Source organism: Streptomyces sp. NPDC016309, from assembly GCF_043077235.1.
GTDB lineage: Bacteria > Actinomycetota > Actinomycetes > Streptomycetales > Streptomycetaceae > Streptomyces.
This window is the reverse complement of sequence record NZ_JBIBSG010000003.1, coordinates 371,745-398,209: the sequence shown is the minus strand read 5'-3', so window position 1 is coordinate 398,209 and position 26,465 is coordinate 371,745. Positions and strand designations below refer to the sequence as shown.

Genomic DNA, 26,465 nt, shown 5'->3' with positions numbered 1-26,465 from the left:
TGTGCTGGGGGCACCTGCGGCACCGCTGACGGGTGCCCCGGGGGCCGTACGGCAGAGGGGGACCATATGTGCGGCCTGAGCGGGGAGATCCGCTTCGACGACCGGCGGCCCGACGTGGCCGCCGTGGAACGGATGACGGACCGGCTGGCGGCCCGGGGGCCGGACGGCCGGGGCATCTGGTCCCAGGGGCCGGTGGCACTGGGTCACCGCCGCCTGAAGATCATCGACCTGTCGGAACGCGGCGCGCAGCCGATGACGGACACCGACGCGCGGCTCACCGGGGTGTTCAACGGGTGCGTGTACAACTACCAGGAGCTGCGCGACGAGCTGCGTGCCCTGGGCCACCGGTTCTTCTCCACCTCGGACACCGAGGTGATCCTCAAGGCCTACAGACAGTGGGGCACGGACTGCGTCGACCACTTCATCGGCATGTTCGTGTTCGTCATCGTCGAGAACGACACCGGCCGGGTGGTGCTGGGCAGGGACCGACTGGGCATCAAGCCCCTCTACCTGGCCGAGGCACCCGGCCGGCTGCGGTTCGCCTCCACCCTGCCCGCGCTGCTCGCGGGCGGCGGTGTCGACACGTCGATCGACCCGGTCGCGCTGCACCAGTACCTGAGCTGGCACGCCACCGTGGCGGCGCCGCGCACGGTGCTCGCCGGGGTGCGCAAGCTGCCGCCCGCCACGGTGCGCGTCATCGAGCCGGACGGCTCGTACCGGGACCGGTGCTACTGGCAGCCGTCGTACACGCGCCGGGCCGAGTTCGCCGGCATGGACGCCGGGGACTGGCGGGACGCGGTGCTGGACTCGCTGCGGACCGCGGTGCGCCGGCGGATGGTCGCCGACGTTCCGGTCGGCGTCCTGCTGTCGGGCGGCCTGGACTCGTCCCTGATCGTGGCGCTGCTGGCCGACGAGGGCCAGAAGGACCTGGCGACCTTCAGCGTCGGGTTCGAGGCGGAGGGCGGCGAGGAGGGTGACGAGTTCACCTACTCGGACCTGATCGCGCGCCGGTACGAGACGGAGCACCACCAGCTCATGGTGCCCTCCGACCGGGTGTCGACCGCGCTGGACAGCGCCGTCGCGGCCATGAGCGAGCCCATGATCAGCCATGACGTGGTCGCCTTCCACCTGCTGTCGGAGCTGGTGTCCAAGGAGGTCAGCGTCGTCCAGTCCGGCCAGGGCGCCGACGAGGTGTTCGCCGGCTATCGCTGGTACCCGGAGATGGCCGCCGTCGAGCGGGAACGGGAGCCGGAGCGGTACGCCGACGTCTACTTCGACCGGCCGCACTCCGATTTCGCCAGGATCCTCCAGCCGCACATGCTCACCGACCACGACGTCTCCGGGCGGTTCGTGCGCGACCACATGGCCGTGCCGGGCGCCGAGACCGCGCTGGACGCGGCGCTGCGCCTGGACACCCACGTGATGCTGGTCGACGACCCGGTCAAGCGGGTCGACAACATGACCATGGACTGGGGCCTGGAGGCACGGGTGCCGTTCCTCGACCACGAGCTGGTGGAACTGGCCGCCGCCTGCCCGCCCGAGCTGAAGCTGGCGCAGGGCGGCAAGGGCGTGCTCAAGGACGCCGGGCGCAAGATGCTGCCCCGGGAGGTCGTCGACCGGCCCAAGGGCTACTTCCCGGTGCCGGCGATCCGCCACATGGCGGGCCCCGTCCTCGAACGGGTCCGCCAGGCGCTGTCCGCACCCGAGGCGCGGGCGCGCGGGATCTTCCGGGACGAGTACGTCGCCGAACTCCTCGCCGCCCCCGACGAACACCGCACGAGGCGCGGGGCGAACGCCCTGTGGCACGTAGCGTTGCTGGAGATATGGCTGCAGACGCACAGGATCAGCTGACCGGGGCCTCGTCGGCGGCACCCTTCGTGGTGCCGCTCGCCGACGTGGCCGGCCCGCGCGACACCCGCCAGCCGCTCGTCTCGCACGGCTGCTGGTACCCGTCGGCGGACCCGACGGGTGAACACGTGGCGTTCATCTGCGACCGCACCGGTGTGCCCCAGTTGTGGACCGGTCCGGTCGCCGGCGGACCCGACGGGGAGGGCATCCACCTGCTCGACTCCGACCCCGACCCGGTGACGGAGGTGGCCTGGTCGCCCGACGGGCGCTGGATCGCCTACACCGTCGCCCCCGGCGGCGGCGAGCACACCCGGGTGCTGTGCGTACGCCCGGACGGCACCGGGCGGCGGATCGTGGCCGGTGCCGACTCCGGCAGCTCGGCCTACCTGGGCTGCTGGGCGCGGGACGGCTCGGCGGTCGCGGTGACGGTCGCGGAACCGCCGCCGTCGCCGGGCGCGCCCGCCCGGGAGGACGCCACGGCGGAGGACCGGGGCGCGGCCTTCGGTGAGCTGCCCGCCGACTGGGCGGACCGCGACGGCCGCGCCACCCTGCTGGGCGGCGCCCGCCGGGGCGACGTGGGACCGGCGCGCGACGGGGCCGTGCCGGCCGGGCCGCTCCTCGACGGTGCGCTCCTGGACGGGACGGCACGGGACCGGGCGGTAGGAGACCGGGGCGCCGCCGCCGGATCCCGGGCGGGCGGGCCCGCGACGGGCCGGGCCGCGCTGGACGCGACGGCACTGGACGGTGCGGCACTGGACAGGACGGCGCTGGACGGGACGCCGCTGGACGGTGCGGCACTGGACGGGGCCGGGCGTGACCGGCTCAGCGCCTACCTGGTGGACCCGGACGGCATCGCCTCGCCCGTGCTGGTTGCCGCCGAGAGCGGCGCGGCCACCCTCCGGGTGTGCGACATCAGCCAGGACGGCCGGCTGGCACTGGTGCGCCGGGGGCCGCGCGGGCGGCGGGAGGCCGTCGTCCTGCGCACCGCCGACCTCGGCACCGGCTCGGTGCTGCGGGTGGCCGACGGCGACCCCTGGATCGGCCGGTTCTCCCCCGACGGACGCACGGTGTGGCTGCGCAGCGACCACGAGCGCGAGTTCGCGGCGCTGCTGGCCGCCGGACTGGACGACGAGGGGCGGCGGACCGGGCTGTCGGTGGTGGCCGAACGCGACGGCTGCGACCTCGAACTGCTCGCGTTCGCCGAGGACGGCCGTACCGCCGCCCTCTCCTGGAACGTCCTGGGCGCCAGCGAGTTGCGCACCCTCGGCCTTCCCGCGGCCGAAACCGCCGCGACCGCCGGCACCGCGCCCTGGGCCGGTGCCGGGGCCCCGCCGTGGGGCGGCGCCACCGGAACCGCCCCGCCCCGTGACGTCCCCCTGCCGCACGAGGTGGTCACCCGCGTCAGCCGCGCCGGACCGGGCGGGCTGGTCCTGGCCCTCTCGGGCTCCCAGCGCCGTCCCGGCGTGTGGTGGCTGCCCCGGGCCTCGTCCCCCGTGCGCACGCCCTGGTCGTCCCGGGACGAGGACGCCGTACCGCCCGGCCGGCCGCCGGTGCGCCCCGCGCCGCTGCGGCCCACGGCCCGCGACGGGCTGGTGCTGGGCGGCTGGTACTACCGGGCGCCGGGCCGGGCCGAGGGCCGCCCCGCGCCGTGCGTGATCCACCTGCACGGCGGCCCGGAGGAGCAGGAACGGCCGGTGTTCGAGCCGCTGTACCACGAGCTGACCGGGCGCGGGCTGGACGTCTTCGCCCCGGACGTGCGCGGCTCCTCCGGCTACGGGCGGTCCTTCGTGGACGCCGACCTGGGCACCGGCCGGTTCGCGGCGATCGAGGACGTCGCCGACTGCGCGGCGCACGTGGTCCTGACCGGGCGGGCCGATCCGACCCGGCTGGCGGTGATGGGCCGCTCGTACGGCGGGTACCTCACCCTCGCGTCGCTGGTCTGGCATCCCGATCTGTTCCGCACGGGCGTCGCCGTGTGCGGGATGTCGGACTTCGCCACGTTCTTCGCCGGGACCGAGCCGTGGATCGCGGAGTCGGCGGCCCACAAGTACGGCCACCCGGTGCGCGACCGCGAGCTGCTGCGCTCCCTCTCCCCCATGAGCCGGATCGACGAGCTGCGCGTACCGCTGCTGGCCGTGCACGGCGAGCACGACACGAACGTCCCGCCGGGAGAGTCCGAGCAGGTCGTCCGGGCGGCCCGGGAGAGGGGGCACGCGGCGGAACTGCTAGTGCTCCGCGAGGAGGGCCACGAGTTCCGGCGGGCCGACAACCGGCGGCTGTTCCGCCGGACGGCGGCCGACTGGATGGAGCGCCACCTGACGGGCTGAGGGGCGGCGCCGGGTCGCCCTCGCGGCCGGCCGGCCGGAGCGCCGTCCGGCGGGCGGAGGCCGTGCGGGGTCCGGCGCCTGCGCATACAGTGACCGGACGTGGGCATTCCGTACATTTCCCCGGAGCCCGTCCCCGACTGTGGAGGCGTGGACGCATGATCCCCTCGCTCGCCTCGTACGCCGTGGTCGTCCCCACCGTCGGACGGCCCTGCCTCGCCGACTGCCTCACCGCGCTCGCCTCCGCCGAGGGCCCCGAGCCGAGCCGCGTCGTCCTGGTCGACGACCGGCCGGGGCCGCCCGGCGCACCGCTGCCCGTGGCGGCGCTCGGCGCGCTCGCCGACCGGGCCACCGTGCTGCGGACCGGCGGGCTGGGACCGGCGGCCGCCCGCAATGCGGGCGTACGGCTGGTGGACGAACCGTGGACCGTCCTCCTCGACGACGACGTTCGCGTCAGCGTGTACTGGCGCGAGCAGCTCGCCCGCGACCTGGCCGAGGCCTCCCCCGACACCGGCGGCGTCCAGGGCGTGGTCCAGGTGCCGCTGCCCGCCGACCGCCGCCCCACCGACTGGGAACGCAACACGGCGGGACTCCAGGGCGCCCTGTGGGTGACCGCCGACATGGCGTACCGCACCGAGGTGCTCAAGACCGTCGGCGGCTTCGACGAGCGGTTCCCGCGCGCGTTCCGCGAGGACGCCGACCTGGCGCTGCGGGTCATCGACGCGGGCTGGCGGATCGTCCGCGGCGAACGCCGCACCGAGCACCCGGTGCGGCCCGCCGACCGCTGGGTGTCGGTACGGCTCCAGAAGGGCAACGCCGACGACGCCCTGATGAGGCGTCTGCACGGCGGCGACTGGTGGGAGCGGGCGGCCGCGCCCCGCGGACGCATCGGGCGGCACGCCGCGGTCACCGCGGCGGGCCTCGGCGCACTGCTCCTCGCGGCCACCGGCCGGCGGCGGGCGGCGCTGCTCGCCGCCGGCGGCTGGGCGCTCGGCACGGCGGAGTTCGCCCGCGCCCGTATCGCCCCGGGGCCCCGGACGGCCGACGAGATCGTGACGATGGCCGCGACGAGCGCGCTCATCCCCGCCGTCGCCACCTGGTACCGGATCGCCGGCGAGGTGCGCCACCGGTCGGCGGAGAGCTGGGACGGGGTCCTGTGACGCGCCCGGCGGCGGTGCTGTTCGACCGGGACGACACCCTGGTGCGGGACGTCCCCTACAACGGCGACCCGGACCGGGTCCGTCCCATGCCCGGCGCCGTGGAGGCGCTGCGCCTGCTGCGGCAGGACGGGATCCGGACCGCGGTCGTGTCCAACCAGTCGGGCATCGGGCGCGGTCTGCTCACCGAGGCCCAGGTGCGGGCGGTCAACGCCCGGGTGGACGCGCTGCTCGGCCCGTTCGACGCCTGGGCGTACTGCCCGCACGTGCCGGAGGACCGCTGCGGCTGCCGCAAGCCCGCGCCGGGCCTGGTGACGGAGGTGGCCCGGCTGCTGGGGGTGCGCCCCGAGGAGTGCGTCCTGATCGGCGACATCGGATCCGACATGGGCGCGGCCCGGGCGGCGGGGGCACGGGGCGTGCTCGTCCCCACGGCACGCACCCTGCCCGGCGAGGTCGCCGCCGCGCCGCACGTGTGCGCCGACCTGCTGGACGCCGCGCGGCACGTGCTCGCGGACGGGCGGCCGGCGGCCGGCAGTGGGGCCGGGCGCGGGAGGCGGGCGTGAGGGCCCTGGTGGTGCGGCTGGACAGTTTCGGGGACGTCCTGCTGGCCGGTCCCGCCGTGCGGGCCGTCGCCGCGAAGGCGGACCGGGTGACGCTGCTGTGCGGGCCCCGTGGGGCGCCGGCGGCGCGGCTGCTGCCCGGCGTCGACGAGGTGATGGTCTGGGAGGCGCCCTGGGTGGGGTTCTCCCCGCCGCCGGTGGAGCGCGCCGGCATCGACCGGGCGGTGACCCGGATCGCCGCCGTGCGGGCGGACGCCGCGCTGGTGCTCACCTCGTTCCACCAGAGCCCGCTGCCCACCGCGCTGCTGCTGCGGCTGGCGGGCGTCGGGCACATCGCCGCCGACAGCGAGGACGCCCCCGGGTCGCTGCTGGACGTACGCCACCGGCGGGCGCCGCACGCGCACGAGGCGGAGGCCGCGCTGGACCTCGCCGTGGCGGCGGGTTTCCCCCGGCCGCCGGGCGACGACGGGCGGCTGCGGGTGCGGCACGAGCCCGGCGCGCCCGGGCTGACCGGGCCGGGGCCCTACGTGGTGGTCCACCCGGGGGCGAGCGTCGGGGCGCGGCGGTGGAGCCCGGAGCGGTGCGCGCACGCGGTGCGGCTGCTGGCCGGCGCGGGACACCGGGTCGTCGTCACCGGCGGCCCGGACGAACGGGAGCTGACGGCACTGGTCGCCGGGCGCGACGGGCTGGACCTCGGCGGCCGGACCGAGCCGCCGGAGCTGGCGGCGGTGCTGGCGGCGGCGGGCGCGGTGGTGACCGGCAACACCGGTCCGGCGCACCTGGCGGCGGCCGTCGGCACCCCGGTGGTCTCACTGTTCTCGCCGGTCGTGCCCGCCGAGCGCTGGGGACCGTACGGCGTTGCGCACGTCCTGCTCGGTGACCAGCTCGCGCCCTGCGCGGGCACCCGGGCCCGGGAGTGCCCGGTGCCCGGCCACCCCTGCCTGGACGGGGTGACGGCCGAGGACGTGCTGGCCGCCGTGGAGAAGCTGCTGGAGGACGGCGGATGATCCGGGCCGCCGGGGCGCCGGGTGGCGATCGCCGCACGGCCCCGCCGCGGATCGTCGTCCGCCCGCGGGCCGGTCTCCGCGGGGCGGGGGGCCGGGGCGTGTACGCCGTCTCCGCGCCGGATGCCGGCGGCCCGGGCGCTCCGGCGCGTACGGCGTCCACGTCCACGCCCGCGTCCATGCCCGCGTCCGCTTCCCCGTACGGCGAGGAGGGGCCTGGCCCGGAGGGGCCGCGACCGGGTCCACGGGCCGCGACGGGCCCTCGGGCACGGGGGGCCGGCCGCGACGGAGCGCCGCGCCTGCTGGTGCTCAGGGCGCTCGGGCTGGGCGACCTGCTGGCCGGGGTGCCGGCGCTGCGGGCGCTGCGGCGGGCGTTCCCGGCGTACGAGATCGTCCTCGCCGCGCCGGAGCCGCTGGCGGCGCCCGCCGCCGCCTCCGGGGCGGTGGACCGGCTGCTGCCGGCGTCGGCGCCCGGCCGGGCCGTACCGGAGCGGCTCGACTGGGAGGGGCCTCCGCCGGACGTGGCCGTGGACCTGCACGGCAACGGGCCGCCCAGTCACCGGCTGCTGCAAGGGCTGCGGCCGGGGCGGCTGTTCGCCTTCGCGCACGCGCGGACGCCGGAGATCGCGGGGCCGGAGTGGACGGCCGACGAGCACGAGCGCGCACGCTGGTGCCGGCTGCTGGAGTGGTACGGCGTCCCCGCGGACCCCACCGACCTGCGGCTGCCGGACCCCGGCACGGCCTCCCCCGCGCCCGGCGCGGTCGTCGTGCACCCGGGCGCCGACTCCGGGTCGCGGCGGTGGCCGGCGGAGCGGTACGCGGTGGTGGTGCGGGAGCTGCGGCGGCGCGGGCACCGGGTGGCGCTGACCGGCGGGCCGGGTGAGGACGGGCTGCTGGAGCGGGTCGTCGCCGGGGCGGGCGGCGGGGCGCCGGACGGGGGCCTGGACGTCTTCCGGGGCGGGCTGCCGTTCGACCGGCTCGGCGCGCTGTTCGCGGGCGCGGCCGCCGTGGTGAGCGGCGACACCGGGATCGCGCATCTGGCCGTGGCGTACGGCACCCCGTCGGTCACCCTTTTCGGACCGGTTCCTCCCCGATTGTGGGGGCCGCCGCCGGGTACGCGGCACGTGGCGCTGTGGCACCCGGGGCCTCCCGGTGATCCGCACGGGCAGGACCCGGACCCCCAGTTGCTGCGCATCGGGCCCGAGGACGTCCTGAAGGCCCTGTTCGACCACCCGGAGGTGGCAGCCCCGTGACCGCCGACAGCCGCACCACCGTCGTGGTGATCACCCACAACCGTCGTGAGCTGCTGCTGGGAACGCTGGACCGCCTGGCCGCACTGCCCGAGCGGCCACCGGTGGTCGTCGTGGACAACGCCTCCACCGACGGCACGCCGCGGGCCGTGGCGGAGCGCCACCCGGGGGTGACGGTGCTGCGCCAGGGCCGCAACCTCGGGGCGCAGGGCCGCAACGCCGGGGTCCGGCGGGCCCGTACCCCGTACGTGGCGTTCAGCGACGACGACTCGTGGTGGGAACCGGGGGCGCTGGCCCGCGCCGCCGACCTGCTGGACCAGCACCCCCGGCTGGGTCTGGTCGCCGCCCGGGTACGCGTGGGCCCGGACGGCGCGCCCGACCCGCTGAACGCCCTGCTGGCCGCCTCGCCCCTCGACGGTGCCGCCGACCTGCCCGGCCGGCCGGTGCTGGGTTTCCTCGCCTGCGCGGCCGTGGCCCGGCGGGAGGCGTACCTGGAGGCGGGCGGCTACCACCCGATCTTCTTCGTGGGCGGCGAGGAGACGCTGCTGGCGTACGACCTGGCGGCGCGCGGCTGGGGGGTGTGCCACGCCCCCGAGGTGGTGGCCGTCCACAGCCCGGCCGGCGGGGCGCGGCCCGGCAGGGCCGCCGTACAGCTCCGCAACGCGGCGCTCACCGCGTGGCTGCGCCGCCCGCTGGCCGTGGCGCTGCGGCGGACGCGCTCGATCGCCGTGCGGGCCCGGCGGGACCCGGAGGCGCGGGCGGCGCTGCGCGACCTGCTGGGGCGCCTCCCGGTGGCGCTGCGGGACCGCCGGCCGCTGCCGGCGCGGGTGGAGGAGGCGGCGCGCCGGCTGGACCTCCAGGAACCGGCCGCGCGAGCGGGACGGGCGAGGCACCGGGCGGGCCGGCCATGACCGATTCAGCCGATCGTTCGGAGGGTACCCGGGGCGACATGATCACCATTGGGGTCGAGGAAGAGTACCTGCTGCTCGATCCGGACACCTGCCTGCCCGTCCCGCTCGCGGACCGGGTCCGTGCGGCGGCCGGGCTCGAGCCGATCGTGGAGGACGCGGAGGTCCAGTCCGAGCTGCTCCAGGCGCAGGTGGAGGTGGCCACGCCCGTCTGCACGGACCTGGAGGAGGTCGGCGGTCACCTGCTGCGGCTGCGCCACGCGCTCGGTACGGCGGCGGAGAAGAACGGCTGCCGGATCGGCGCCTGCGCGACCGCTCCGTACCGCGAGGTGGCGCCGGTGCCGGTCACCCAGAAGGCCCGGTATCTCGCGATGCGCTCCCAGGCCCCGCAGCTCGTGGCCGAGCAGCTCGTCAACGGGATGCACGTGCACGCGGCGGTGCCGGACCGCGAGATGGGCGTCGCCGTGCTGAGCCGGATCCGGGTGTGGCTGCCGATCCTGGTGGCCATGTCGGCGAACTCCCCGCTGTGGGACGGCAAGGACACCGGTTTCGCAAGCTGGCGCACGGTGATCTTCGGGCGGTGGCCGGTGAGCGGGCCGCCGCCGTGCTTCACGTCGCTCGACGACCACGAGCGGCGCGTCCGGACGCTGCTGGACACCGGGATCATCACCGACACCGGTCAGCTCTACTGGCAGGCCCGGCTGTCCGACAAGTACCCGACCGTCGAGGTGCGCTGCGCGGACGTGCAGCTACGGGCCGACGCGGCGGTCATGTTCGCCGGGCTCGTCCGCGGCCTGGTCGCCACGGCCATCCGGGACGAGAAGGCGGGCCTGCCGCTGCCGGAGTGCCCGCCGGAGCTGCTCCAGGCGTCGAACTGGCACGCCGCCCGGCACGGCCTCAGCGGACTGCTGGTCGACCCCGAGGGCAGGGCGCGCCGGGCCGGTGACGTGCTGGTCATGCTGCTCGACCATGTCACGCCCGCAATCGACGAGGCCGGGGACACCCGGGAGGTCACCTCCCTGGTCCACCGGCTCCTCCAGCACGGCACCCCGGCCGACCAGCAGCGCCGCGCCCTGGAGGAGGGCGGGCTGCCGGCCCTCGCCGAACTGATCACCACGGAGACCGTCGCCCCCTGACGGGCCGCGGCCGCGCCGGCGACGGACCTTCACCCGGTCGGCCGCCGGCGCGGCGCCGTCCGCGCGCGGGGCGGCGGCACGGGTGGGGGCGGGGGGCCGGCGGGGTCACCGCGGGTGACCACTCGAACGGCTCCCACCACCGCGCCCCCCGCCCTCGTTCGGCCCAGCCTGGTCGCAGGTGCACAGGGCACTCGCCCGCCGTTCGCGGTTCGCACCCGTCCGGAGGAGACCGAATGAACACCGCTTTCTCGCGCAGTTGGGAGCATGCCGTCGTCACCGGTGGCGCCGGCTTCGTCGGTTCGCACCTGTGCCACGCCCTGCTGGACTCGGGCACCGCCGTCACGTGCGTCGACGACTTCAGCACCGGCCGGCCGGAGAACATATCCGGCCTGCTGGACCGTCCCGACTTCACGCTCGTCGAGGCGAACGTCTCCGAGCCGTTCTCCGTGGAGCGCCCGCCGGACCTGGTGCTGCACTTCGCGTCGCCCGCGTCGCCCGCCGACTACCTCCGTCTCCCGCTGCACACGCTGGACGCCGGGAGCCTCGGCACCCGCCACGCCCTGGAACTCGCCCACCGCTCCGAGGCCCGGTTCCTGCTCGCCTCCACCTCCGAGGTGTACGGCGACCCGCAGCAGCACCCGCAGAACGAGCGGTACTGGGGCAACGTCAACCCGGTCGGCCCGCGCAGCGTCTACGACGAGGCCAAGCGGTTCGGCGAGGCGCTCACCACGGCGGAGGCCGAGGTGCACGGCACGGACGCCGGCATCGTCCGGCTGTTCAACACCTACGGTCCGCGGATGCGCGGCCACGACGGGCGGGCCGTCCCCACCTTCGTACGCCAGGCGCTGGCCGGCGAGCCCCTCACGGTCACCGGCGACGGGCTCCAGACCCGGTCGCTGTGCTACATCGACGACACCGTACGCGGCATCCTCGCCGCGGCGGCCCACGGGCTGCGCGGCCCGGTGAACATCGGCAACCCGACCGAGATCACCATGCTGGAACTGGCCCGGCTCGTCATCCGGCTCACCGGCTCCGACTCGGAGATCCGCTTCATCGAGCGGCCGACGGACGACCCGGCCGTGCGCTGCCCGGACATCACCCTGGCCCGCGACAAGCTCGGCTGGGAGCCGCGCGTCGACGCCGAAGAGGGCCTGCGGCGCACCATCGCCTGGTTCCGCGACCGCGCGGACGCCCGTTCCTGACGACGCCCCGCCCCCCGACTCGCCGAAAGGCCTGGCTCCCCATGCGCATCCTCGGAATCAACGCCCTCTTCCACGACCCCGCCGCCGCGCTGGTCATCGACGGCCGGACCGTCGCCGCCGCGGAGGAGGAGCGGTTCTCCCGCCGCAAGCACGGCAAGCGGCCGGTGCCGTTCTCCGCCTGGGAACTGCCCGAACAGGCCGCCGCCTGGTGCCTGAAGCGGGCGGGACTGCGCCCCCAGGACCTGGACGCGGTGGCGTACTCCTTCGACCCGGGGCTCGCCCGGCCCGCCGCCGAGATGGGCCTGGACGACCCGTGGGACCACCTGCGGCTGACCTACGCACGGGAGGCGCCCGGCTTCCTCAGAGCCGCGCTCCCGGGGCTGGACCCGGAGATCGTCCGCTTCGTACCGCACCACATGGCGCACGCCGCGTCCGGCGCGTTCGCCGCCGAGGATGCCGGCACCTCCTCGGTGCTGGTGCTCGACGGGCGGGGCGAGCGCGCCTCCCACCTCGCGGCACGCCGGGTCCACGACCGGCTGGAGGCGCTGTACGCACAGGACCTGCCGCACTCGCTGGGCCTGGTCTACGAGGAGCTGACCGACCACCTGGGGTTCCTGCGCTCCTCCGACGAGTTCAAGGTGATGGCCCTCGCCTCGCACGGCCGGCCCCGGATGCTGCCGGAGCTGCGGCGGTACGTGTACCCCACCGGCGACGGCGGGTTCCACGCGGCGGGGGTGCCGTGGGCGGAGCTGTGCCCGCGCCGCCGCCCGGACGAGGCGTGGACCCAGGACCACGCCGACATCGCCGCCGGCGCGCAGGCCGTACTGGAGGAGACGCTGCTGGACCTGGTGCGCTGGCTGCACGGCCAGACCCACGACCGTCTGCTGACCCTCGCCGGGGGCGTGGCCCTCAACTGCGTGGCCAACGCGCGGATCGCGCGGGAGGGGCCGTTCGACCGGGTGTGGGTGCAGCCCGCCGCCGGTGACGCCGGTACGGCACTGGGCGGGGCGTTGCTGCTCGCCGCGGGCGGCGGGGACGACCCGGACCCGATGCGGGGCGCCGACCTGGGGCGGGACTGGTCGGACGCCGAGCTGGGCGCCTGGCTGAAGACGGCGGCGGTGCCGTTCGACCGGCCGGCCGACATCGCGGAGACGGTGGCCGAGGCCCTGGCGGACAACGCGATCGTGGCCTGGTTCCAGGGACGTTCGGAGTTCGGGCCGAGGGCGCTGGGGCACCGCTCGCTGCTGGCGCACCCGGGGCACGCGGGCAACCTGGAGCGGCTCAACGACGTCAAGGGACGGGAGCAGTTCCGCCCGGTGGCGCCGATGGTGCTCGCGGACCGGGCGGCGGAGATCTTCGACGGGGTGGTGCCGAGCCCGTACATGCTGTTCGTGCACGACGTGGCGCCCGAGTGGCGGGAGCGCATCCCGGCCGTGGTGCACGTCGACGGGACGGCCCGCATCCAGACGGTGGACCGGCAGGCGGAGCCGCTGGTGGCGCGGATGCTGACGGAGTTCGAGCGGCGTACCGGACTGCCGGTGGTGGTCAACACCAGCCTCAACACGGCCGGCCGCCCCATGGTGGACGACCCGCGGGACGCCCTGGAGTGCTTCGGCTCGTCGCCCGTCGATCTGCTGGCCATCGGCCCGTACGCGGTGCGGCGCGGGGACTTCTTCCGCTCCGACGACACCGACGACGCGTCCCGGTGACGGGGACGGGAGGAGACGGGTCATGAACATCCTGCTGTGGCACGTGCACGGGTCCTGGACGACGGCGTTCGTCCAGGGGCCCCACACCTACCTGGTACCGGTCACCCCCGACCGCTGCCCCGACGGGCTGGGCCGGGCGCGCACCTTCACCTGGCCGGACTCGGTCCGGGAGGTCACCCCGGAGGGGCTCCGGGACGCCCCGGTGGACCTGGTGGTCCTCCAGCGCCCGCACGAGCTCGACCTGGCCGAGCGCTGGCTGGGCGGCCGCCGGCCGGGCCGGGACGTGCCGGCCGTGTACCTGGAGCACAACGCTCCCGACGGGGACGTGCCCGGCACCCGGCACCCGTGTGCCGACCGTGACGACCTGACGCTGGTCCACGTCACCCACTTCAACCGGCTGTTCTGGGACAACGGGTCGACGCGCACCGAGGTCGTCGAGCACGGCATCGTCGACCCGGGCCACCTGTACACCGGACGCCTCGCCCGGGCCGCCGTGGTGGTCAACGAACCGGTGCGGCGCGGCCGTCACACCGGTACGGACCTGCTGCCCGCGCTGTCCGAGGCGGCGCCGCTGGACGTGTTCGGCATGCGTACGGAAGGCCTCGCCGAGCACCTGGGGCTCCCCGAGGAGCGGTGCCGCACCGCCGACCTCCCGCAGTCCGCACTGCACGCGGCGATGGCGGAGCGGCGGCTGTACCTGCACCCCGTCCGCTGGACGTCGCTGGGCCTGTCGCTGCTGGAGGCCATGCACCTGGGCATGCCGGTGGTGGCGCTGGCCACCACCGAGGCGATCGAGGCCGTCCCCGCGGGCGCCGGAACGCTGTCGACCCGGCCCGAGGTGCTCGCCCGGGCCGCCCGCCACTACCTCGGCGAGCCGGAGGCGGCCGCCGAGGACGGGGCGCGGGCCCGGCAGGCGGCGCTCGAACGGTACGGGCTCAAACGCTTCCTGGACGACTGGGAGCGCGTGATGACGGAGGTGCGCTCATGACATCCCTGGACCCCCTGGACACCGGCCCCGACCGGCCGGACCACCGTCGCGCGGACGGTGTCGACGACGTGGACGCCGAGGCCGAGGCGCTGGAGGCGGAGGCGCTTGAGGCCGAGGCGGAGGCCCTGGAGGCCGACGCCCTGGAGACGGGGGCGGAGGCTCTGGAGGCCGGGGCGGGGGGCGGGGACCTGGCCGTGGGTGCCGGGGTCGTGGTACGGGCCGGGGCCTTGGGTGCCGGCGGGTTCGCCGGTGGTGGCGGCTCCGGGCTGTCGATCGCGCTGGTCTCCGAGCACGCCAGCCCGCTCGCCGTCCTGGGCGGCGTCGACGCGGGGGGCCAGAACGTGCATGTCGCCCGCCTCGCCGGGGCCCTGGCCGACCGCGGCCACCGGGTCACCGTGTACACCCGCCGTGACGCCCCGGACCTCCCCGAACGGGTGATGCTGCGCCCCGGCGTGGAGGTGCTGCATGTGCCCGCCGGGCCGCCGGAGCCCCTGCCCAAGGACGAACTCCTGCCGTACATGGCGGAGTTCGGCCGGTGGATGGCGACGGAGTGGCGGTCCGGTCCGCCCGACCTGGTGCACTCCCACTTCTGGATGTCCGGCGTGGCCTCGCTGCGGGCCACCCGGGAGGCGCGGCTGCCGTTCCTGCACACGTACCACGCGCTGGGAACGGTCAAGCGGCGCCACCAGAAGCACGCCGACACCAGCCCGCCGGAGCGCATCGCCCACGAGCGGGAGGTGGGACTGGGCTGCGACCGGGTCATCGCCACCTGCCACGACGAGGTGTTCGAGCTGAGCCGCATGCGCGTCCCCGCCGGGAAGGTGGGCGTGGTGCCGTGCGGCGTGGACCCCGAGGAGTTCCGCCCGGACGGCCCGGCCGCCGACCGGGCCGGCGGCCGGCGGTACCGGCTGCTCCAGCTCGGCCGGCTGGTCCCCCGCAAGGGCGCCGCCGTGTCCATCACGGCCCTTACCCGGCTGCCCGACACCGAACTGCTCGTCGTCGGAGGCCCTCCCGCCGCCCGGCTCGACGACGACCCGGAGGTGCGCCGGCTGCGGGAGGTCGCCCGGCTGGCCGGGGTCGCCGGCCGGGTCCGCTTCACCGGCGGCGTACCGCCCGAGGACGTGGCGCCGCTGCTGCGCAGCGCGGACGTGGTGCTGTGCCCCGGGGACTACGAGCCGTTCGGCATCGTGCCGCTGGAGGCCATGGCCTGCGGACGGCCCGTCGTGGCCAGCGCGGTGGGCGGGCAGCTCGACACCGTGGACGATCCGGCCACCGGGCGGCTCGTGCCGCCCCGGGACCCCGACGCGCTGGCCCGCGCGGTGGGGGAACTGCTCGCCGACCCCGCGCTGCGGGCGGCGTGCGGGGCGGCCGGCCGCCGCAGGGTGCTGAGCCGGTACGGCTGGGCGCGGGTCGCCGCCGCCACCGAGAAGGAGTACGCCGCGGTGCTCGCCGCCCGGCCCGCCGTCACGGGCGTGGCCTGACCCGGTCCACCGGAACGACGAAGTCCGAAGGAGGTGCGGGCCCCGTCGCCGTCCCCCGGGACGCGGCAGCCCGAACGCCATGCCCGATCCCCTCGCTCCCCCCACCCTCGAAGCGGCGCACGCACACTGCCGGGCGCTCCAGGACGCCCTCGGCACCTTCCGGCGACGGAACATGGACCGGATCGCCGAGTGGGGCGGTCACCTCGCGGCCGTCCTGCCGGTGGGCGGCCGCCTGCTGGCCGCCGGGAACGGCGGCAGCGCCGCCCAGGCCCAGCACCTGACCGCCGAACTGGTCGGCCGCTACCAGCGGGAACGCCCCGCCTTCTCGGCCATCTCCCTGCACGCCGAGACGTCCAGCGTGACGGCCATCGGCAACGACTACGGGTTCGACCAGGTGTACGCGCGGCAGGTCGCCGCGCACGGCCGGCCCGGTGACGTGCTGGTGCTGCTGTCCACCTCGGGGCACAGCGCCAACCTGATCGCGGCGGCCGTCACCGCGCGGCAGGCGGGGCTGCGGGTCTGGGCGCTGACCGGCCCGCGCCCCAACCCGCTGGCGGAGGCCGCCGACGAGGCGTGCTGCGTCGACGCCGACTCGACCGCGACGGTCCAGGAGACCCATCTCGTCGCCGTGCACCTGGTGTGCGAGTTCTTCGACGCCGCGCTCGCCGCGGCGGCGGTACGGCCCACTCGTGCGGCGGGCGCGGCGGCGCCCCTCGCGGCCCGGCGGAGGATGTCATGAGCGCGTACAAGCCCCTGGTCGTGGTGGGCGACGTCCTGCTGGACGAGGACATCGAAGGCGTGTCCACCCGGCTCGCCCCGGACGCCCCGGCGCCGGTCGTCGACGTCACCGGCGACCAGCGGCGCCCCGGCGGCGCCGGACTCGCGGCCGCCCTCGCCACGCGCGGCGGGCGGGACGTGGTCCTGGTGACCGCGCTCGGCGACGACCCCGCCAGCGACGCCGTGCGGCGCGGGCTGCGCGGCCGCGTGCGGCTGGTGGAACTGCCGCTGAACGGCACCCTGCCGGTGAAGACGCGGGTCCTCGCCGGCGGCCGCCCCCTGGTGCGGATCGACCGCGGCGGCGGTGACCCCGGCGAGCCGGACGCCGCCGTGCGGGACACCCTCGCGCAGGCCCACGCCGTACTCGTCGCCGATTACGGGCGGCACACCGCCAGCGCGGTACGGGAGCACCTGGCGGCCGTCGCGCCCAAGGTCCCCGTCGTGTGGGACCCGCACCTCAAGGGCGACGTGCCCGTACCGGGCGCGCGGATCGTCACCCCGAACGCCGCCGAGACCATGGCGCTGTGCCGCGGTGACGGCGACTCGCTGCGCGCCTTCGCGGAACGGGGCGCCGAGCTGGCCGAACGCTGGAAGGTCGCCACCGTGGCCGTCACCCTCGGCGAGCGCGGGGTGCTGCTCACCAAGCCGGGCGCCGCGACCCCCATGCTGGTGCCGGCGCCGTACCGCGCGCACGGCGACGCGTGCGGTGCCGGTGACTGCTTCGCCGCCGCGGCGGCCGCCGCGCTCGCGGACGGCGCCCTGCCGGAGGAGGCCGTGCAGCGGGCCGTGGCCGAGGCGGCCGCGTTCGTCGCGGCGGGCGGCGCGGGCAACCGGTCGCTGTGGAGCGCGCCGCCCCCGTCCGCGCCCCGGGAAGTGCCGGAGACCGATCCGTTCGTGCTCGCCGAGCAGGTGCGGGCCCGGGGCGGCACGGTGGTGGCGACCGGTGGCTGCTTCGACCTGCTGCACGCCGGGCACGTGGGCCTGATGGAGAGCGCGCGCCGGATCGGCGACTGCCTCATCGTGTGCGTCAACTCCGACGAGTCCGTGGAACGGCTGAAGGGGCCCGGCCGGCCCCTGAACCCGCTGGCCGACCGGGTGCGGGTGCTGGCGGGCCTGGGCAGCGTGGACGCGGTGGCCGTCTTCGACGGGGACACTCCGTCGGAGCTGCTGACCCGGCTGCGGCCGGACGTGTGGGTCAAGGGCGGCGACTACTCGGCGGAGGACCTGCCGGAAGCGGAGGTGCTGCGCGGGTGGGGCGGCCAGGCGGTGGTCCTGCCGTACCTGGACGGCCGCTCGACGACGCTCCTGGCGCGCCGCGCCGCCCAGGCCGCCGCCCCGATCCGCCCCCCGGGCCGTTGACCCCCGTTGTGGGCATGCGTTCCGCGGGGGCATTGCCCACCCCCGCTCCCGCGGCGCCCCCGTTGTGGGCATGCGTTCCGCAGGGCGGAACGGGTGGGTACAACGGAACCCGGGGCGGCGCCCCTTCCCCGTTCCCCCCGGGGCGGTGCGCCTCCCGGTGCGCCCGGGCGCGGGTGGGGTGGCGCGGGCCGGGCGGGCTCAGGCCGCGGTGGAGAGCGCCGGCAGCCCCGCCGGCTCCGGCCGCAGCAGCACCGGCTCCGACACCCCGCGCCGCCGCAGCAGATGCCCCGCCCCGATCGCGCCCGCGATGAGCAGGCCGCCCGTCACCAGCGCGCCCCGCGCTCCCGCGAGCTCCATCATCAGGCCCAGCGCCGGCGGGCCCGCGAAGCCCCAGACGGTCTTGATGCTGCCCCACACACCGAGCACCCGGCCGCGCATCTCGGCCGGCGGGTCGGTCTGGAGGACGGTCGTCCCGGCGGTGTCGGAGACGGACTCGGCGACGGCCATCGGCAGCACCAGCACCAGGAGCACGGCCAGCGAGGGCGCGAGCCCGGCGACGGCCTGGAGCAGGGCGCCCGCGGCCGCCAGGGTGCCGACCAGGCGCACGGAGGGCTTGCGCAGCCGCGCGCCGAGGACCGCGCCGACGATGCCGCCGACGGCGAGGACGGTGGAGACCGTGCCGAAGGCGCCGGCGCCGCCGGCGAGCGGGCCGGTGACCAGGACGGCGAGGGTGAGCCCGTAGTTCCGGCCGAAGATCGCGCTGATGCCGGTGATGCCGGCCAGGGCGACCAGGCGGGGGCGGCGGGCGAAGAAGCGCAGGCCTTCGCGGACGGTCATGTCGGGGTCGTCGCGCTTCGCGGTGGGCGCCGCGGTGGTGACGGCTCCGGCGACGGGGCGCAGGAAGGGGATGACAGCGGCGACGAACAGGAAGGACAGTCCGTTCGCCGCGTACGCGGCCGCCGTGCCGAAGACGCCGACGGCGAGGCCCGCCAGTCCGGTGCCGGCGAGGCGTCCCGCGTTGCTGACGAGGGAGCCGACGCCGATGGCGGACGGCACGTCCTCGGCGCGGACCAGGTCGTTGCCCAGCAGGGCGCAGGCCGGTCCGTCGATGGTGGCGATGAGGCCGGTGACGGCGGCGAGCGCCAGGAGGACGCCCAGGCCGAGCTGGTCGAAGGCGACGAGCAGGGCGGTGGTGAAGGCGACCGCGCCGAGCAGCGCCTGGCTGACGGCGGCGGTGAGCTTGCGGGGCCAGCGGTCGACGGCGGCGCCGCCGGCGACGCCCATCAGCAGTCCGGGCGCGGCCTGGACGGACAGCGACAGGCCGGTGGCGGCGGCGGATCCGGTGATCTGGAGGACCAGCAGGTTCTGCACGGTGAGCTGCATCCACGTACCGGCGTTGGACACCAGGTTCGCGACGGACCACCAGCGCATGCTGCGGTACTTCAGGGAGCGCCACGGCGAGCGGTCGGCACGGGCGGAGGGCATGGAGGAAGGAGGCACGGTGAGTTACGGGGGTGACGAGCCGGTGGACTCGGATGGCGGAATCAGGCGGAAGGGAGGCCACGTGCTGCTCCGCACGGCCGGTCCACCGGATCTGTCTGCTGCCGCGCGCCTCGTCAGAGGCGGTCCCGCAGCGTCGCCCATGGTGGCAGAAGGGCCGGTGCGGGGGTGGTGGGGGGCGGCGCGGGCACGGGGTGGCGGGGGCCTGCTGCGGGGGCTGAGCTGGGCTTTCGACACTTCTGGTGTGCTTGCTCACAGTGACCGTCCGGCATGCCGAGCGTAGTGGCGCAGGCCACAGTGGTGGTCAGGTACGACGAGGCGGAGGTGCGAAGAGCATGGATCTTTCGGGCAGGCAGGCGCTGGTGACCGGTGGGGCGCGCGGACTGGGCGCCTCGATCACCCGGAGGCTGGCCGGCGCGGGGGCGTCGGTGCTGGTCGCGGACGTGCGCAAGGAGCAGGCTCGGGAGCTGTGCGACGAGCTGGCCCAGGAGGGGCGGGACGCGCGGTTCGTGGAGCTGGACGTGACGGACGCGCGGGCGGTCGCGGAGGTCTACCGGGAGCTGGAGCGGGACGGCCAGGCGGTGGACGTGCTGGTGAACAACGCGGCCGTGGACGTGTCCAAGCCGATCGAGCATCTGACGGCGGAGGAGGTGACCCGGGTGGTCACCACCAACCTGCTGGGCCCGGTGTACCTGTGTCTGGAGACGTACCGGCGGATGATCGCCCGGGGTGGCGGCCACATCGTGAACATCCTGTCGACCGCGTCGAACCGCACCTGGACCGAGGCGGGACCCTATTCGGCGGCCAAGTCGGGGCTGCGGGCGTTCACGCACACGTTGTTCAAGGAGGCGCAGCGGGACTGCCCGGGGATCGGGGTGACGGGGATCATCGCGGGCGGCATGGAGACACCGTTCATCCTGGAGCGGTTCCCGGACGCCGACGTGTCGATGCTCCAGAGCCCGGACGTCGTCGCGGACACGGTGCTGTACGCGCTGTCGGTGCCGGTGGGCAGCGCGGTGTCGGAGCTGGTGGTGGTGCCGCGCAAGGAGCCGTCCTGGCCGTGATCAGACGACGTCGGGTTCGCGGCCGGTCCTGAGCATGCGCAGGACGGCCCGTTCGGCGGGGCCCTGGGTGGCGGGGACGCCGTACGGGCCCTCGTCGCCGAGGTGCGGCAGGGCGCGGGCGACGGTGACGCCCTCCTCGTACAGCTCGATCACGCGCGGGTTGATGTAGGACGCGCGGCAGACGGCGGGGGTGTTGCCGAGGTAGCCGGAGACCTCCCGGCAGGCGCGGGCGATGGCGCGCTTGCGGGCGCTCTCGCTGCGGGCGACGGACTGGGAGACGGCGAGGGCGACGGAGGCCATGACGGTTGCGTGCCAGGTGCGGAAGTCCTTGGCGGTGATCTCCAGGCCGGCGATTTCCTTGAGGTAGGCGTTGACGTCCTCGCCGGTCACGTCCCGCCACGCGGGCCGCTCCCAGTAGGCGAGGAGCCGGTTGCCGCCGCCGCGGCGGCGCAGCAGGGCGGTGAGGGTGCGGCAGGAGGCGGGGTCGGCGACGGTCTGGACGATCTCCCGGCCGTGTTTGCCGGTGTAGGTGAACAGGACGGCGCCGCCCTGGCAGCAGGAGTGGTCGCGCAGCAGGGTGGTGAGGCCGTAGCTGTTGTTGAGTTCGGCGTAACGGTCGCTGCCGATGCGGAAGAAGCCGAGGTCGAGCAGGCGTACGGCGGTGGCGAGGACGCGCCTCCGGGTCGGTCCGCGGTCGCCGAGGTGCGCCTCGACGGACTCCCGCAGGGCGGGGAGCCGTTCGGCGACGTCGAGGACGTGCTCGTGCTTGGCCTGTTCCTGTTCGGCGCGGAACCGCGGGTGGTAGAGGTACTGGCGGCGGCCGGCGGTGTCGGTGCCGACGGCCTGGAGGTGGCCGTTGGCGCGGGCGCAGATCCAGACGTCCCGCCAGGCGGGCGGGATGACCAGGCCTTTGATCCGGGCGAGTTCGGCCGGGTCACGGAGGGGCTGTCCGGCGGGGTCGAGGTAGCGGAACCCGCGTCCGTGGCGGACGCGGGTGTGGCCCGGGTCGGTCGGGCGGCTGTGGGACAGGCGCAACGGGTCCTCCTCGTCACGACGCCGGGGCCGTTGCGGGTATCCGGCCGGACCCGGTGGCAAACCGAGGAGGCGATGGGTCAGGGCGGGATGGGCTGTTCGGCCCAGATGGTCTTGCCGGTGGGGGTGTAGCGGGTGCCCCACTGCTGGGTCATCTGGGCGACGAGGAACAGTCCCCGGCCGCCCTCGTCGTCGCTGCCGGCGCGGCGCAGGTGGGGTGAGGTGTGGCCGGTGTCGGAGACCTCGCAGATGAGGGTGCGGTCGCGGATGAGCCGGAGCTGGACGGGTCCGGAGGCGTAGCGGATGGCGTTGGTGACGAGTTCGCTGACCACGAGCTCGGTGGTGAAGGACAGTTCGCCGTCCAGTCCCCAGGCGTCGACCTGTCCGGTGGCCAGCGAGCGGGCCCGGCCGACCGCTTCGGGTTCGCCGGCCAGGTCCCAGGCGGCCACTTCGTGGCTGTCGAGGGTGCGGGTGCGGACGAGGAGGAGGGCGGCGTCGTCGCCGACGGGGCCGGGCAGCAGGGTGCCGACGATCCGGTCGCACAGGTCGTCGAGGGGGCGGCGGTGGTCGGCGAGCACGGTGTGCAGGGCGTCGAGTTCGGCGTCGCGGTCCCGGCCCCGGCCCTGGACGAGCCCGTCGGTGAACAGGGCCATGAGGCTGCCCTCGGGGAGGTCGAACTCGATGCTCTCGAACGGCAGTCCGCCGAGGCCGAGGGGCGGGCCGGCCGGGACGTCCGGGTGGCTGGTCCGTCCGGTGAGGGGGTCGACGACGGACGGCGGGGGGCTGCCGGCGCTGGCCATGCTGCACCGTCCGGTGACGGGGTCGTACACGGCGTACAGGCAGGTCACGCCGAGGGCGGCGTCGTCGCCGCCGGTCCGGACGGCGGCTTGTTCGTGGGCGTCCTGGGTGATGAGTTCGTCCAGGCGGGTGAGGAGTTCGTCGGGCGGGAGGTCCAGCCGGGCGAGGGCGCGGACGCTGGTGCGCAGCCGGCCCATGGTGGCGGCGGCGGGCACGCCGTGACCGACGACGTCGCCGACGACGAGGCCGACGCGGGTGCCGGACAGGGCGATGACGTCGTACCAGTCGCCGCCGACGCCGGCCCGGCTGTCGGCCGGCAGGTACCGGTGGGCGACGTCGACGCCGGTCAGGCGGGGCAGGTGACGGGGCAGCAGGCTGCGCTGGAGGGTGAGTGCGGCGGCGTGCTCGCGGGTGTAGCGGCGGGCGTTGTCGATGCAGACGGCCGCGCGGGCGACGAGTTCGTCGGCGAGGGGGAGGTCGCCGGAGGCGAACGGGTCGGGGTGCCGGTCGCGGCAGAAGGTGACCACGCCCAGGGGCGCGCCCTCGGTGCGCAGCGGGACGGCGAGGAGGGAGCGCGCCCCGTCCTCGCGCGGGTCCGGCGTGTCGATCACGGGGTGCCCGGCGGCCAGGCAGCGGGCCTGGACGGAGTGCGGCGGGTGGTCGACCGGCCGGGGCGTACCGGCGGGGCGGGCGGTGGCGCCGGGGCTTCCCCTGGTCCCTTCCCAGACGCGGACGACCCGCCCGGCGGTGGTGGTTCCGGGGGGCGGCTGGTCGCCTTGCAGGACGACGTCGACGAGGTCGACGGTGATGCCGTCGGCGAACTGCGGTACGGCGACGGCCGAGAGCTCCTGTGCGGTGCGGGTCATGTCCAGGGACGTGCCGACGCGGCCGCCGGCCCGGACGAGGAGGTCCAGGCGCTGCTGGGCGAGGTAGCGGTCGGTGATGTCGACCGTCTCCTCGCAGACGCCCAGGGACCGGCCGTCCGCGTCCTGGAGCCGGTAGTAGGAGCAGGACCAGACGTGGTCGTGCTCGGGGTCGGCGGGTGGCCGTCCGCTGTAGTGGAGTTCGATGACGGGTTCGCCGGTGGCGAGGACCCGGCGCATGGTCTCTTCCAGGGTGCCGGGGTAGCCGTCGGAGAGGATCTCGCCCTGGGCGACCATGTCGTCGGGGCCGAGCCCCGCGTACTGGGAGGTGCCCATCTCGCGGTAGAGGGCGTGGTTGGTCCACACGACCCGGAGGTCGGTGTCGTAGATGGCGAGGCCGACGGGTGACTGGGTGGCCAGGCCGCGGAGCATGGACTGGAGGGCTTCCCAGCGTTCGGTCTCGTCGGCGTCGGCCACCGCGAGCAGCCGGGCGGGTCCGGGGCCTTCGTGGGACAGCGGGAGGGTGGCGGTGGCCACCCGGGTGATGTGGCCGTCCCGGCGGCGCATGTGGAGGATCTGGTACCGGGCCCGGGCCGCGCCGGGGAGCGGGGTGGCGAGGTGGTACCCGCCCGGGCGGTCCACGATGAGGGAGCCGATGGGGCGGCCCACCGCTTCCTGCGGCGGGTAGCCCAGCAGGGCGTGGGCCGCCGGTCCCCAGCCGATGACCGTTCCGTCGGCGTCGAGGACGGCCGTGGCCGCCTTCGTGACGTCGAGGGGGCCGCGGAAGTCGGCACCCTCGGCCGCGTACACCGCGCTCATGGCACCTGCCTCCTCACGTCTCCTCATGGTCGGTCGGCGCTCCGTCCGGCACAACCGCGATCATTCCGTGGGGTGCGGCCGGGGACGGCCGCCGGCCGTGCGGGCGGCGAGGAGCAGGGCGATGTCGTCGGACCGGTCGGCCTCGGGCATGGCCTCGTGGATGAGCCGCTCGGCGGTCTCGGCGAGTGTGCGGGTGCCGACGCGGGAGAGGGCGCTGCGCAGCCGCTCGATGCCCTCGTCGATGTCGGTGCCGGGCTGTTCGACGAGCCCGTCGGTGAACAGCGCGAGGAGGTCTCCGGGCGCGAGCCGCAGCTCGGTGACCGGGTAGCCGGCCCGGGGGTCGATGCCGAGGACCACGCCGCCGGCCAGGTCGAGGACCTCCGTTGTGCCGTCCGGGTGACGCAGCAGCGGCTGGAGGTGCCCGGCACGGACGGCGCGGGTGCGCCCGGTCGCGGGGTCCAGGACGACGTAGCAGCAGGTGGCGAACTGTCCCGGGTCGAGGTCGATGAGCAGCCGGTTGGTGCCGCTCATCACCTCCTCCGGGTCGTGTCCGGCGAGGGCGAAGGCCCGTACGGCGCTGCGCAACTGGCCCATGGTGGCGGCGGCGGCGACGCCGTGCCCCTGGACGTCACCGATGATCAGGGCGACGCCCGCGCCGGTGTCGATGACGTCGTACCAGTCGCCGCCGACCTCCATGTCCCGGGTGCCGGGGAGGTAGCGGCCGGCGGTCTCGACGTCCTGGAGTTCGGGCAGGCTGTGCGGCAGCAGGGCGTCCTGGAGGCCGCGGGCCAGGGCGGCTTCGGAGTCGTAGCGACGGGCGCGTTCGAGGGCCTGGGCGATCAGTCCGGCGAGGGCGGTGAGGACGGTGCGTTCCTCGGGGCTGAAGCCGCGGGGCCGGTCGAAGCCGAGGATGCAGGAGCCGACCGGGCGGCCGGAGGCGATCAGGGGCAGGAACGCCCGGGCGCCGACGTGCGCGTCCAGGGGGATGCCGGGGTACGCGGCCGCCAGCCGCTCCATGGACTCGAAGAATATGGGCCGGCCGGTGGTGAGGGTCTCCACGCCGGGGAGCCGGGCGTCGAGCCCGACGCCGTCGAAGCGGTCGAGGAAGCCCTGCGGGAAGCCGGTCTCCCAGGCGAGGCGGAGCTGGCGCTCGCCGAGGAGGTAGATGGCGAGCTGGCGGCCGCCGAACGCGGGCAGCAGTTCGTCCGTGACGACGGCGGACACCTGCCGGGCGGTGACGGCCTCGGTGAGGGCGATGGCGAGGGCGACGGGGCGGTAGAGCATGGACGCCCGGTCGGCCGGGGAGCCGAGTCCGGCACCCGGCGAGACGACGGAGCCGGGGGCGTAGGCCGGGCGGTCGGCGGTGGCGAAGGTGACGGTGAGGCCTTCGTGGCCGGGGTAGAGGGAGACGGTGAGCCAGCCGTCGGGGTCGCGGCGGGCCAGGAAGTGGACGGGTTCGTCGGACAGCAGGGCGGCCCGGAAGTGGTCCTCGTAGGAGGGCTTGCCGAACCAGGGCAGGGCTTCCCACAGGGGGCGGCCGACGAGCTCGGGTCCCGGCCGGCCGAGGAGGGTCTCCCCGCTGCGGCTGACGAACACGATCCGCCCGAGCCGGTCCAGGGAGACCACTCCCCTGGGCAGCCGGTCGGTCGCGGCGGCGACGACCGGCCCGGCCCCGGGGTCGACCAGCGCCCCGTGCAGGTGCCCCGCCCCGCCGGTCAGCTCCAGGAGGCAGGGGCGGCCGTCGCCGGCCCGCAGCCAGATGCGCCGGCTCACCGGCCCGTCCGCCCCGGCGACCTGCCGGGCGAGGGCCCACACCCCGTACCTGTCCTCGGGCGCCAGCATTCCGGCGAACCCGTCGAGCCGGGCGGGGCCGGCGGGGCCGGCGTGGGGGCCGCCCGCGGGGGCCGTGGGGGTGGTGGGGGTGGCGGCGAGGATCGTGGTGAGCGTGTCGTCCGGGGTGAGCGCGCCGGTGGCGGGGTCCCCGTCGAGGTGGGCGGTCCGCACGGGCGGGGTGGTCCGGGCGGGGAGCTGGACGCTGACGGGCGGGTCGTCCCAGACCACGGGGGTGCCCCGGTCCGCGAGGTGGGCCAGCCGGGTGCCGAGGCGGTGCGCGGCGTCACGCATGCGGCGCCGGTCGCCGGGGTCGACGGGGCGGCCGGGGGTGGCCGCGCGGAGCACGACGAGGACGCCGAACCGCTCCCGGCCCTCCCCGACGGGCTCGTACAGCGATCCGAACGGGTACGGGAGCCCCGCCATGAGCTGGGGGAAGCGGCGCATGGCCTCCTCCGCGTCGGCGAGGTGGACGCCCTGGCCGGAGCGGTAGGACTCGGCCACCGGGAAGGGGCGGTTGATGTGCATGCGCCACCAGGGGTGGAACAGCAGGGCGGGCAGCCCGGCCATGGCGGCCAGGCGCAGGAGTCCCGGCGTGCCGGGCCGCAGGTAGACGCCGCCCGCGAAGGCGCCGGTGGACTCGACGGCGTCCACCGTGGCGCAGGCGAGTTCCCGGACCAGCGCGTCCGGCGGCCCCTCGGCTTTCGCGGTGCCGTTGTCGTGCGCGGTGCCGTTGTCGTGCGGTGTCCCTGGCATGTCCCGGCCTCACTCAGCGGGGGGTGCCCGGCGGCCCGTGCCCGTCGCGGGCGGTGCCGGGGCACACAGCCAGCATGCTCCCGAGCGGCCGCGTCGCGCA

The 26,465-nt window shown here is 76.0% G+C and carries 19 protein-coding genes; 15 read left to right on the top strand and 4 right to left on the bottom strand.

What is annotated here, in order from left to right; all coding sequences use genetic code 11:
- Positions 1-66: 66 nt before the first annotated feature.
- The 14 genes from ACF068_RS09595 to rfaE2 all read left to right on the top strand — a co-directional run bounded on the left by ACF068_RS09595 (position 67) and on the right by rfaE2 (position 17,703).
- Complete coding sequence (locus ACF068_RS09595; RefSeq protein ID WP_392273616.1) at positions 67-1,851, top strand: N-acetylglutaminylglutamine amidotransferase; 1,785 nt, start codon at positions 67-69, stop codon at positions 1,849-1,851.
- Positions 1,824-4,175: a prolyl oligopeptidase family serine peptidase gene (locus ACF068_RS09590; protein ID WP_392273615.1), complete on the top strand. Its 2,352-nt coding sequence runs from the start codon at positions 1,824-1,826 to the stop codon at positions 4,173-4,175. The genes ACF068_RS09595 and ACF068_RS09590 overlap by 28 nt, the downstream gene beginning before the upstream one ends.
- A gap of 155 nt (positions 4,176-4,330) precedes the next feature.
- The gene (locus ACF068_RS09585; RefSeq protein ID WP_392273614.1) at positions 4,331-5,332 is read left to right on the top strand and encodes a glycosyltransferase family 2 protein; all 1,002 of its coding nucleotides are present in this window, start codon (positions 4,331-4,333) and stop codon (positions 5,330-5,332) included.
- Positions 5,329-5,892 (top strand): D-glycero-alpha-D-manno-heptose-1,7-bisphosphate 7-phosphatase, encoded by a 564-nt coding sequence (locus ACF068_RS09580; RefSeq protein ID WP_392273613.1) that lies wholly within the window; start codon positions 5,329-5,331, stop codon positions 5,890-5,892. Before ACF068_RS09585 ends, ACF068_RS09580 begins: the two co-directional genes overlap by 4 nt.
- Positions 5,889-6,896: a glycosyltransferase family 9 protein gene (locus ACF068_RS09575; RefSeq protein WP_392273612.1), complete on the top strand. Its 1,008-nt coding sequence runs from the start codon at positions 5,889-5,891 to the stop codon at positions 6,894-6,896. The genes ACF068_RS09580 and ACF068_RS09575 overlap by 4 nt, the downstream gene beginning before the upstream one ends.
- Positions 6,897-7,198: 302 nt before the next feature.
- On the top strand, positions 7,199-8,146 hold the full coding sequence (locus ACF068_RS09570; protein WP_392273611.1) for a glycosyltransferase family 9 protein: 948 nt from the start codon (positions 7,199-7,201) through the stop codon (positions 8,144-8,146).
- Entirely contained in the window at positions 8,143-9,054 is a 912-nt protein-coding gene (locus tag ACF068_RS09565; protein ID WP_392273610.1) for a glycosyltransferase family 2 protein, read from the top strand. The genes ACF068_RS09570 and ACF068_RS09565 overlap by 4 nt, the downstream gene beginning before the upstream one ends.
- 38 nt (positions 9,055-9,092) lie before the next feature.
- On the top strand, positions 9,093-10,187 hold the full coding sequence (locus ACF068_RS09560) for a glutamate--cysteine ligase (RefSeq protein ID WP_392273609.1): 1,095 nt from the start codon (positions 9,093-9,095) through the stop codon (positions 10,185-10,187).
- Between the two features lie 233 nt (positions 10,188-10,420).
- Positions 10,421-11,389, top strand: coding sequence for a UDP-glucuronic acid decarboxylase family protein (locus tag ACF068_RS09555; RefSeq protein ID WP_392273608.1), 969 nt, complete (start codon positions 10,421-10,423; stop codon positions 11,387-11,389).
- 41 nt (positions 11,390-11,430) lie between these two features.
- On the top strand, positions 11,431-13,098 hold the full coding sequence (locus ACF068_RS09550; RefSeq protein ID WP_392273607.1) for a carbamoyltransferase: 1,668 nt from the start codon (positions 11,431-11,433) through the stop codon (positions 13,096-13,098).
- A gap of 22 nt (positions 13,099-13,120) precedes the next feature.
- On the top strand, positions 13,121-14,086 hold the full coding sequence (locus ACF068_RS09545) for a glycosyltransferase (RefSeq protein ID WP_392273606.1): 966 nt from the start codon (positions 13,121-13,123) through the stop codon (positions 14,084-14,086).
- Positions 14,083-15,567, top strand: coding sequence for a glycosyltransferase (locus ACF068_RS09540; RefSeq protein ID WP_392273605.1), 1,485 nt, complete (start codon positions 14,083-14,085; stop codon positions 15,565-15,567). Before ACF068_RS09545 ends, ACF068_RS09540 begins: the two co-directional genes overlap by 4 nt.
- Before the next feature lie 79 nt (positions 15,568-15,646).
- On the top strand, positions 15,647-16,306 hold the full coding sequence (locus ACF068_RS09535) for an SIS domain-containing protein (RefSeq protein ID WP_392273604.1): 660 nt from the start codon (positions 15,647-15,649) through the stop codon (positions 16,304-16,306).
- Positions 16,303-17,703, top strand: coding sequence for a D-glycero-beta-D-manno-heptose 1-phosphate adenylyltransferase (rfaE2, locus tag ACF068_RS09530; protein ID WP_392273603.1), 1,401 nt, complete (start codon positions 16,303-16,305; stop codon positions 17,701-17,703). The genes ACF068_RS09535 and rfaE2 overlap by 4 nt, the downstream gene beginning before the upstream one ends.
- Positions 17,704-17,901: 198 nt before the next feature.
- Here the strand turns inward: rfaE2 and ACF068_RS09525 are convergent, their stop codons facing one another.
- Positions 17,902-19,134, bottom strand: coding sequence for an MFS transporter (locus ACF068_RS09525; protein ID WP_392273858.1), 1,233 nt, complete (start codon positions 19,132-19,134; stop codon positions 17,902-17,904).
- 404 nt (positions 19,135-19,538) lie between these two features.
- Between ACF068_RS09525 and ACF068_RS09520 the strand changes: the two genes are divergently transcribed.
- Positions 19,539-20,267, top strand: coding sequence for an SDR family oxidoreductase (locus ACF068_RS09520; RefSeq protein WP_392273602.1), 729 nt, complete (start codon positions 19,539-19,541; stop codon positions 20,265-20,267).
- Here ACF068_RS09520 and ACF068_RS09515 read toward each other — a convergent pair whose 3' ends face one another.
- From ACF068_RS09515 to ACF068_RS09505, 3 genes are all read right to left on the bottom strand, one after another.
- On the bottom strand, positions 20,268-21,302 hold the full coding sequence (locus tag ACF068_RS09515; protein ID WP_392273601.1) for a DNA topoisomerase IB: 1,035 nt from the start codon (positions 21,300-21,302) through the stop codon (positions 20,268-20,270). It abuts the gene before it with no gap.
- A 77-nt stretch (positions 21,303-21,379) separates the two neighbouring features.
- A complete protein-coding gene (locus tag ACF068_RS09510) occupies positions 21,380-23,779 on the bottom strand; it encodes a SpoIIE family protein phosphatase (protein WP_392273600.1) in 2,400 nt (799 codons plus the stop codon).
- Positions 23,780-23,839: 60 nt separating this feature from the next.
- A complete protein-coding gene (locus ACF068_RS09505) occupies positions 23,840-26,365 on the bottom strand; it encodes a SpoIIE family protein phosphatase (RefSeq protein WP_392273599.1) in 2,526 nt (841 codons plus the stop codon).
- Between the last annotated feature and the right edge of the window lie 100 nt (positions 26,366-26,465).

Excerpts from the sequence above, each read along its gene's own strand:
- ACF068_RS09595 (WP_392273616.1), top strand. The coding sequence starts at position 67 with ATGTGCGGCCTGAGCGGGGAGATCCGCTTCGACGACCGGCGGCCCGAC.
- ACF068_RS09590 (WP_392273615.1), top strand. The coding sequence starts at position 1,824 with ATGGCTGCAGACGCACAGGATCAGCTGACCGGGGCCTCGTCGGCGGCA.
- ACF068_RS09585 (WP_392273614.1), top strand. The coding sequence starts at position 4,331 with ATGATCCCCTCGCTCGCCTCGTACGCCGTGGTCGTCCCCACCGTCGGA.
- ACF068_RS09560 (WP_392273609.1), top strand. The coding sequence starts at position 9,093 with ATGATCACCATTGGGGTCGAGGAAGAGTACCTGCTGCTCGATCCGGAC.
- ACF068_RS09555 (WP_392273608.1), top strand. The coding sequence starts at position 10,421 with ATGAACACCGCTTTCTCGCGCAGTTGGGAGCATGCCGTCGTCACCGGT.
- ACF068_RS09550 (WP_392273607.1), top strand. The coding sequence starts at position 11,431 with ATGCGCATCCTCGGAATCAACGCCCTCTTCCACGACCCCGCCGCCGCG.
- ACF068_RS09545 (WP_392273606.1), top strand. The coding sequence starts at position 13,121 with ATGAACATCCTGCTGTGGCACGTGCACGGGTCCTGGACGACGGCGTTC.
- ACF068_RS09540 (WP_392273605.1), top strand. The coding sequence starts at position 14,083 with ATGACATCCCTGGACCCCCTGGACACCGGCCCCGACCGGCCGGACCAC.
- ACF068_RS09535 (WP_392273604.1), top strand. The coding sequence starts at position 15,647 with ATGCCCGATCCCCTCGCTCCCCCCACCCTCGAAGCGGCGCACGCACAC.
- rfaE2 (WP_392273603.1), top strand. The coding sequence starts at position 16,303 with ATGAGCGCGTACAAGCCCCTGGTCGTGGTGGGCGACGTCCTGCTGGAC.
- ACF068_RS09525 (WP_392273858.1), bottom strand. The coding sequence starts at position 19,134 with ATGCGCTGGTGGTCCGTCGCGAACCTGGTGTCCAACGCCGGTACGTGG.
- ACF068_RS09520 (WP_392273602.1), top strand. The coding sequence starts at position 19,539 with ATGGATCTTTCGGGCAGGCAGGCGCTGGTGACCGGTGGGGCGCGCGGA.
- ACF068_RS09510 (WP_392273600.1), bottom strand. The coding sequence starts at position 23,779 with ATGAGCGCGGTGTACGCGGCCGAGGGTGCCGACTTCCGCGGCCCCCTC.
- ACF068_RS09505 (WP_392273599.1), bottom strand. The coding sequence starts at position 26,365 with ATGCCAGGGACACCGCACGACAACGGCACCGCGCACGACAACGGCACC.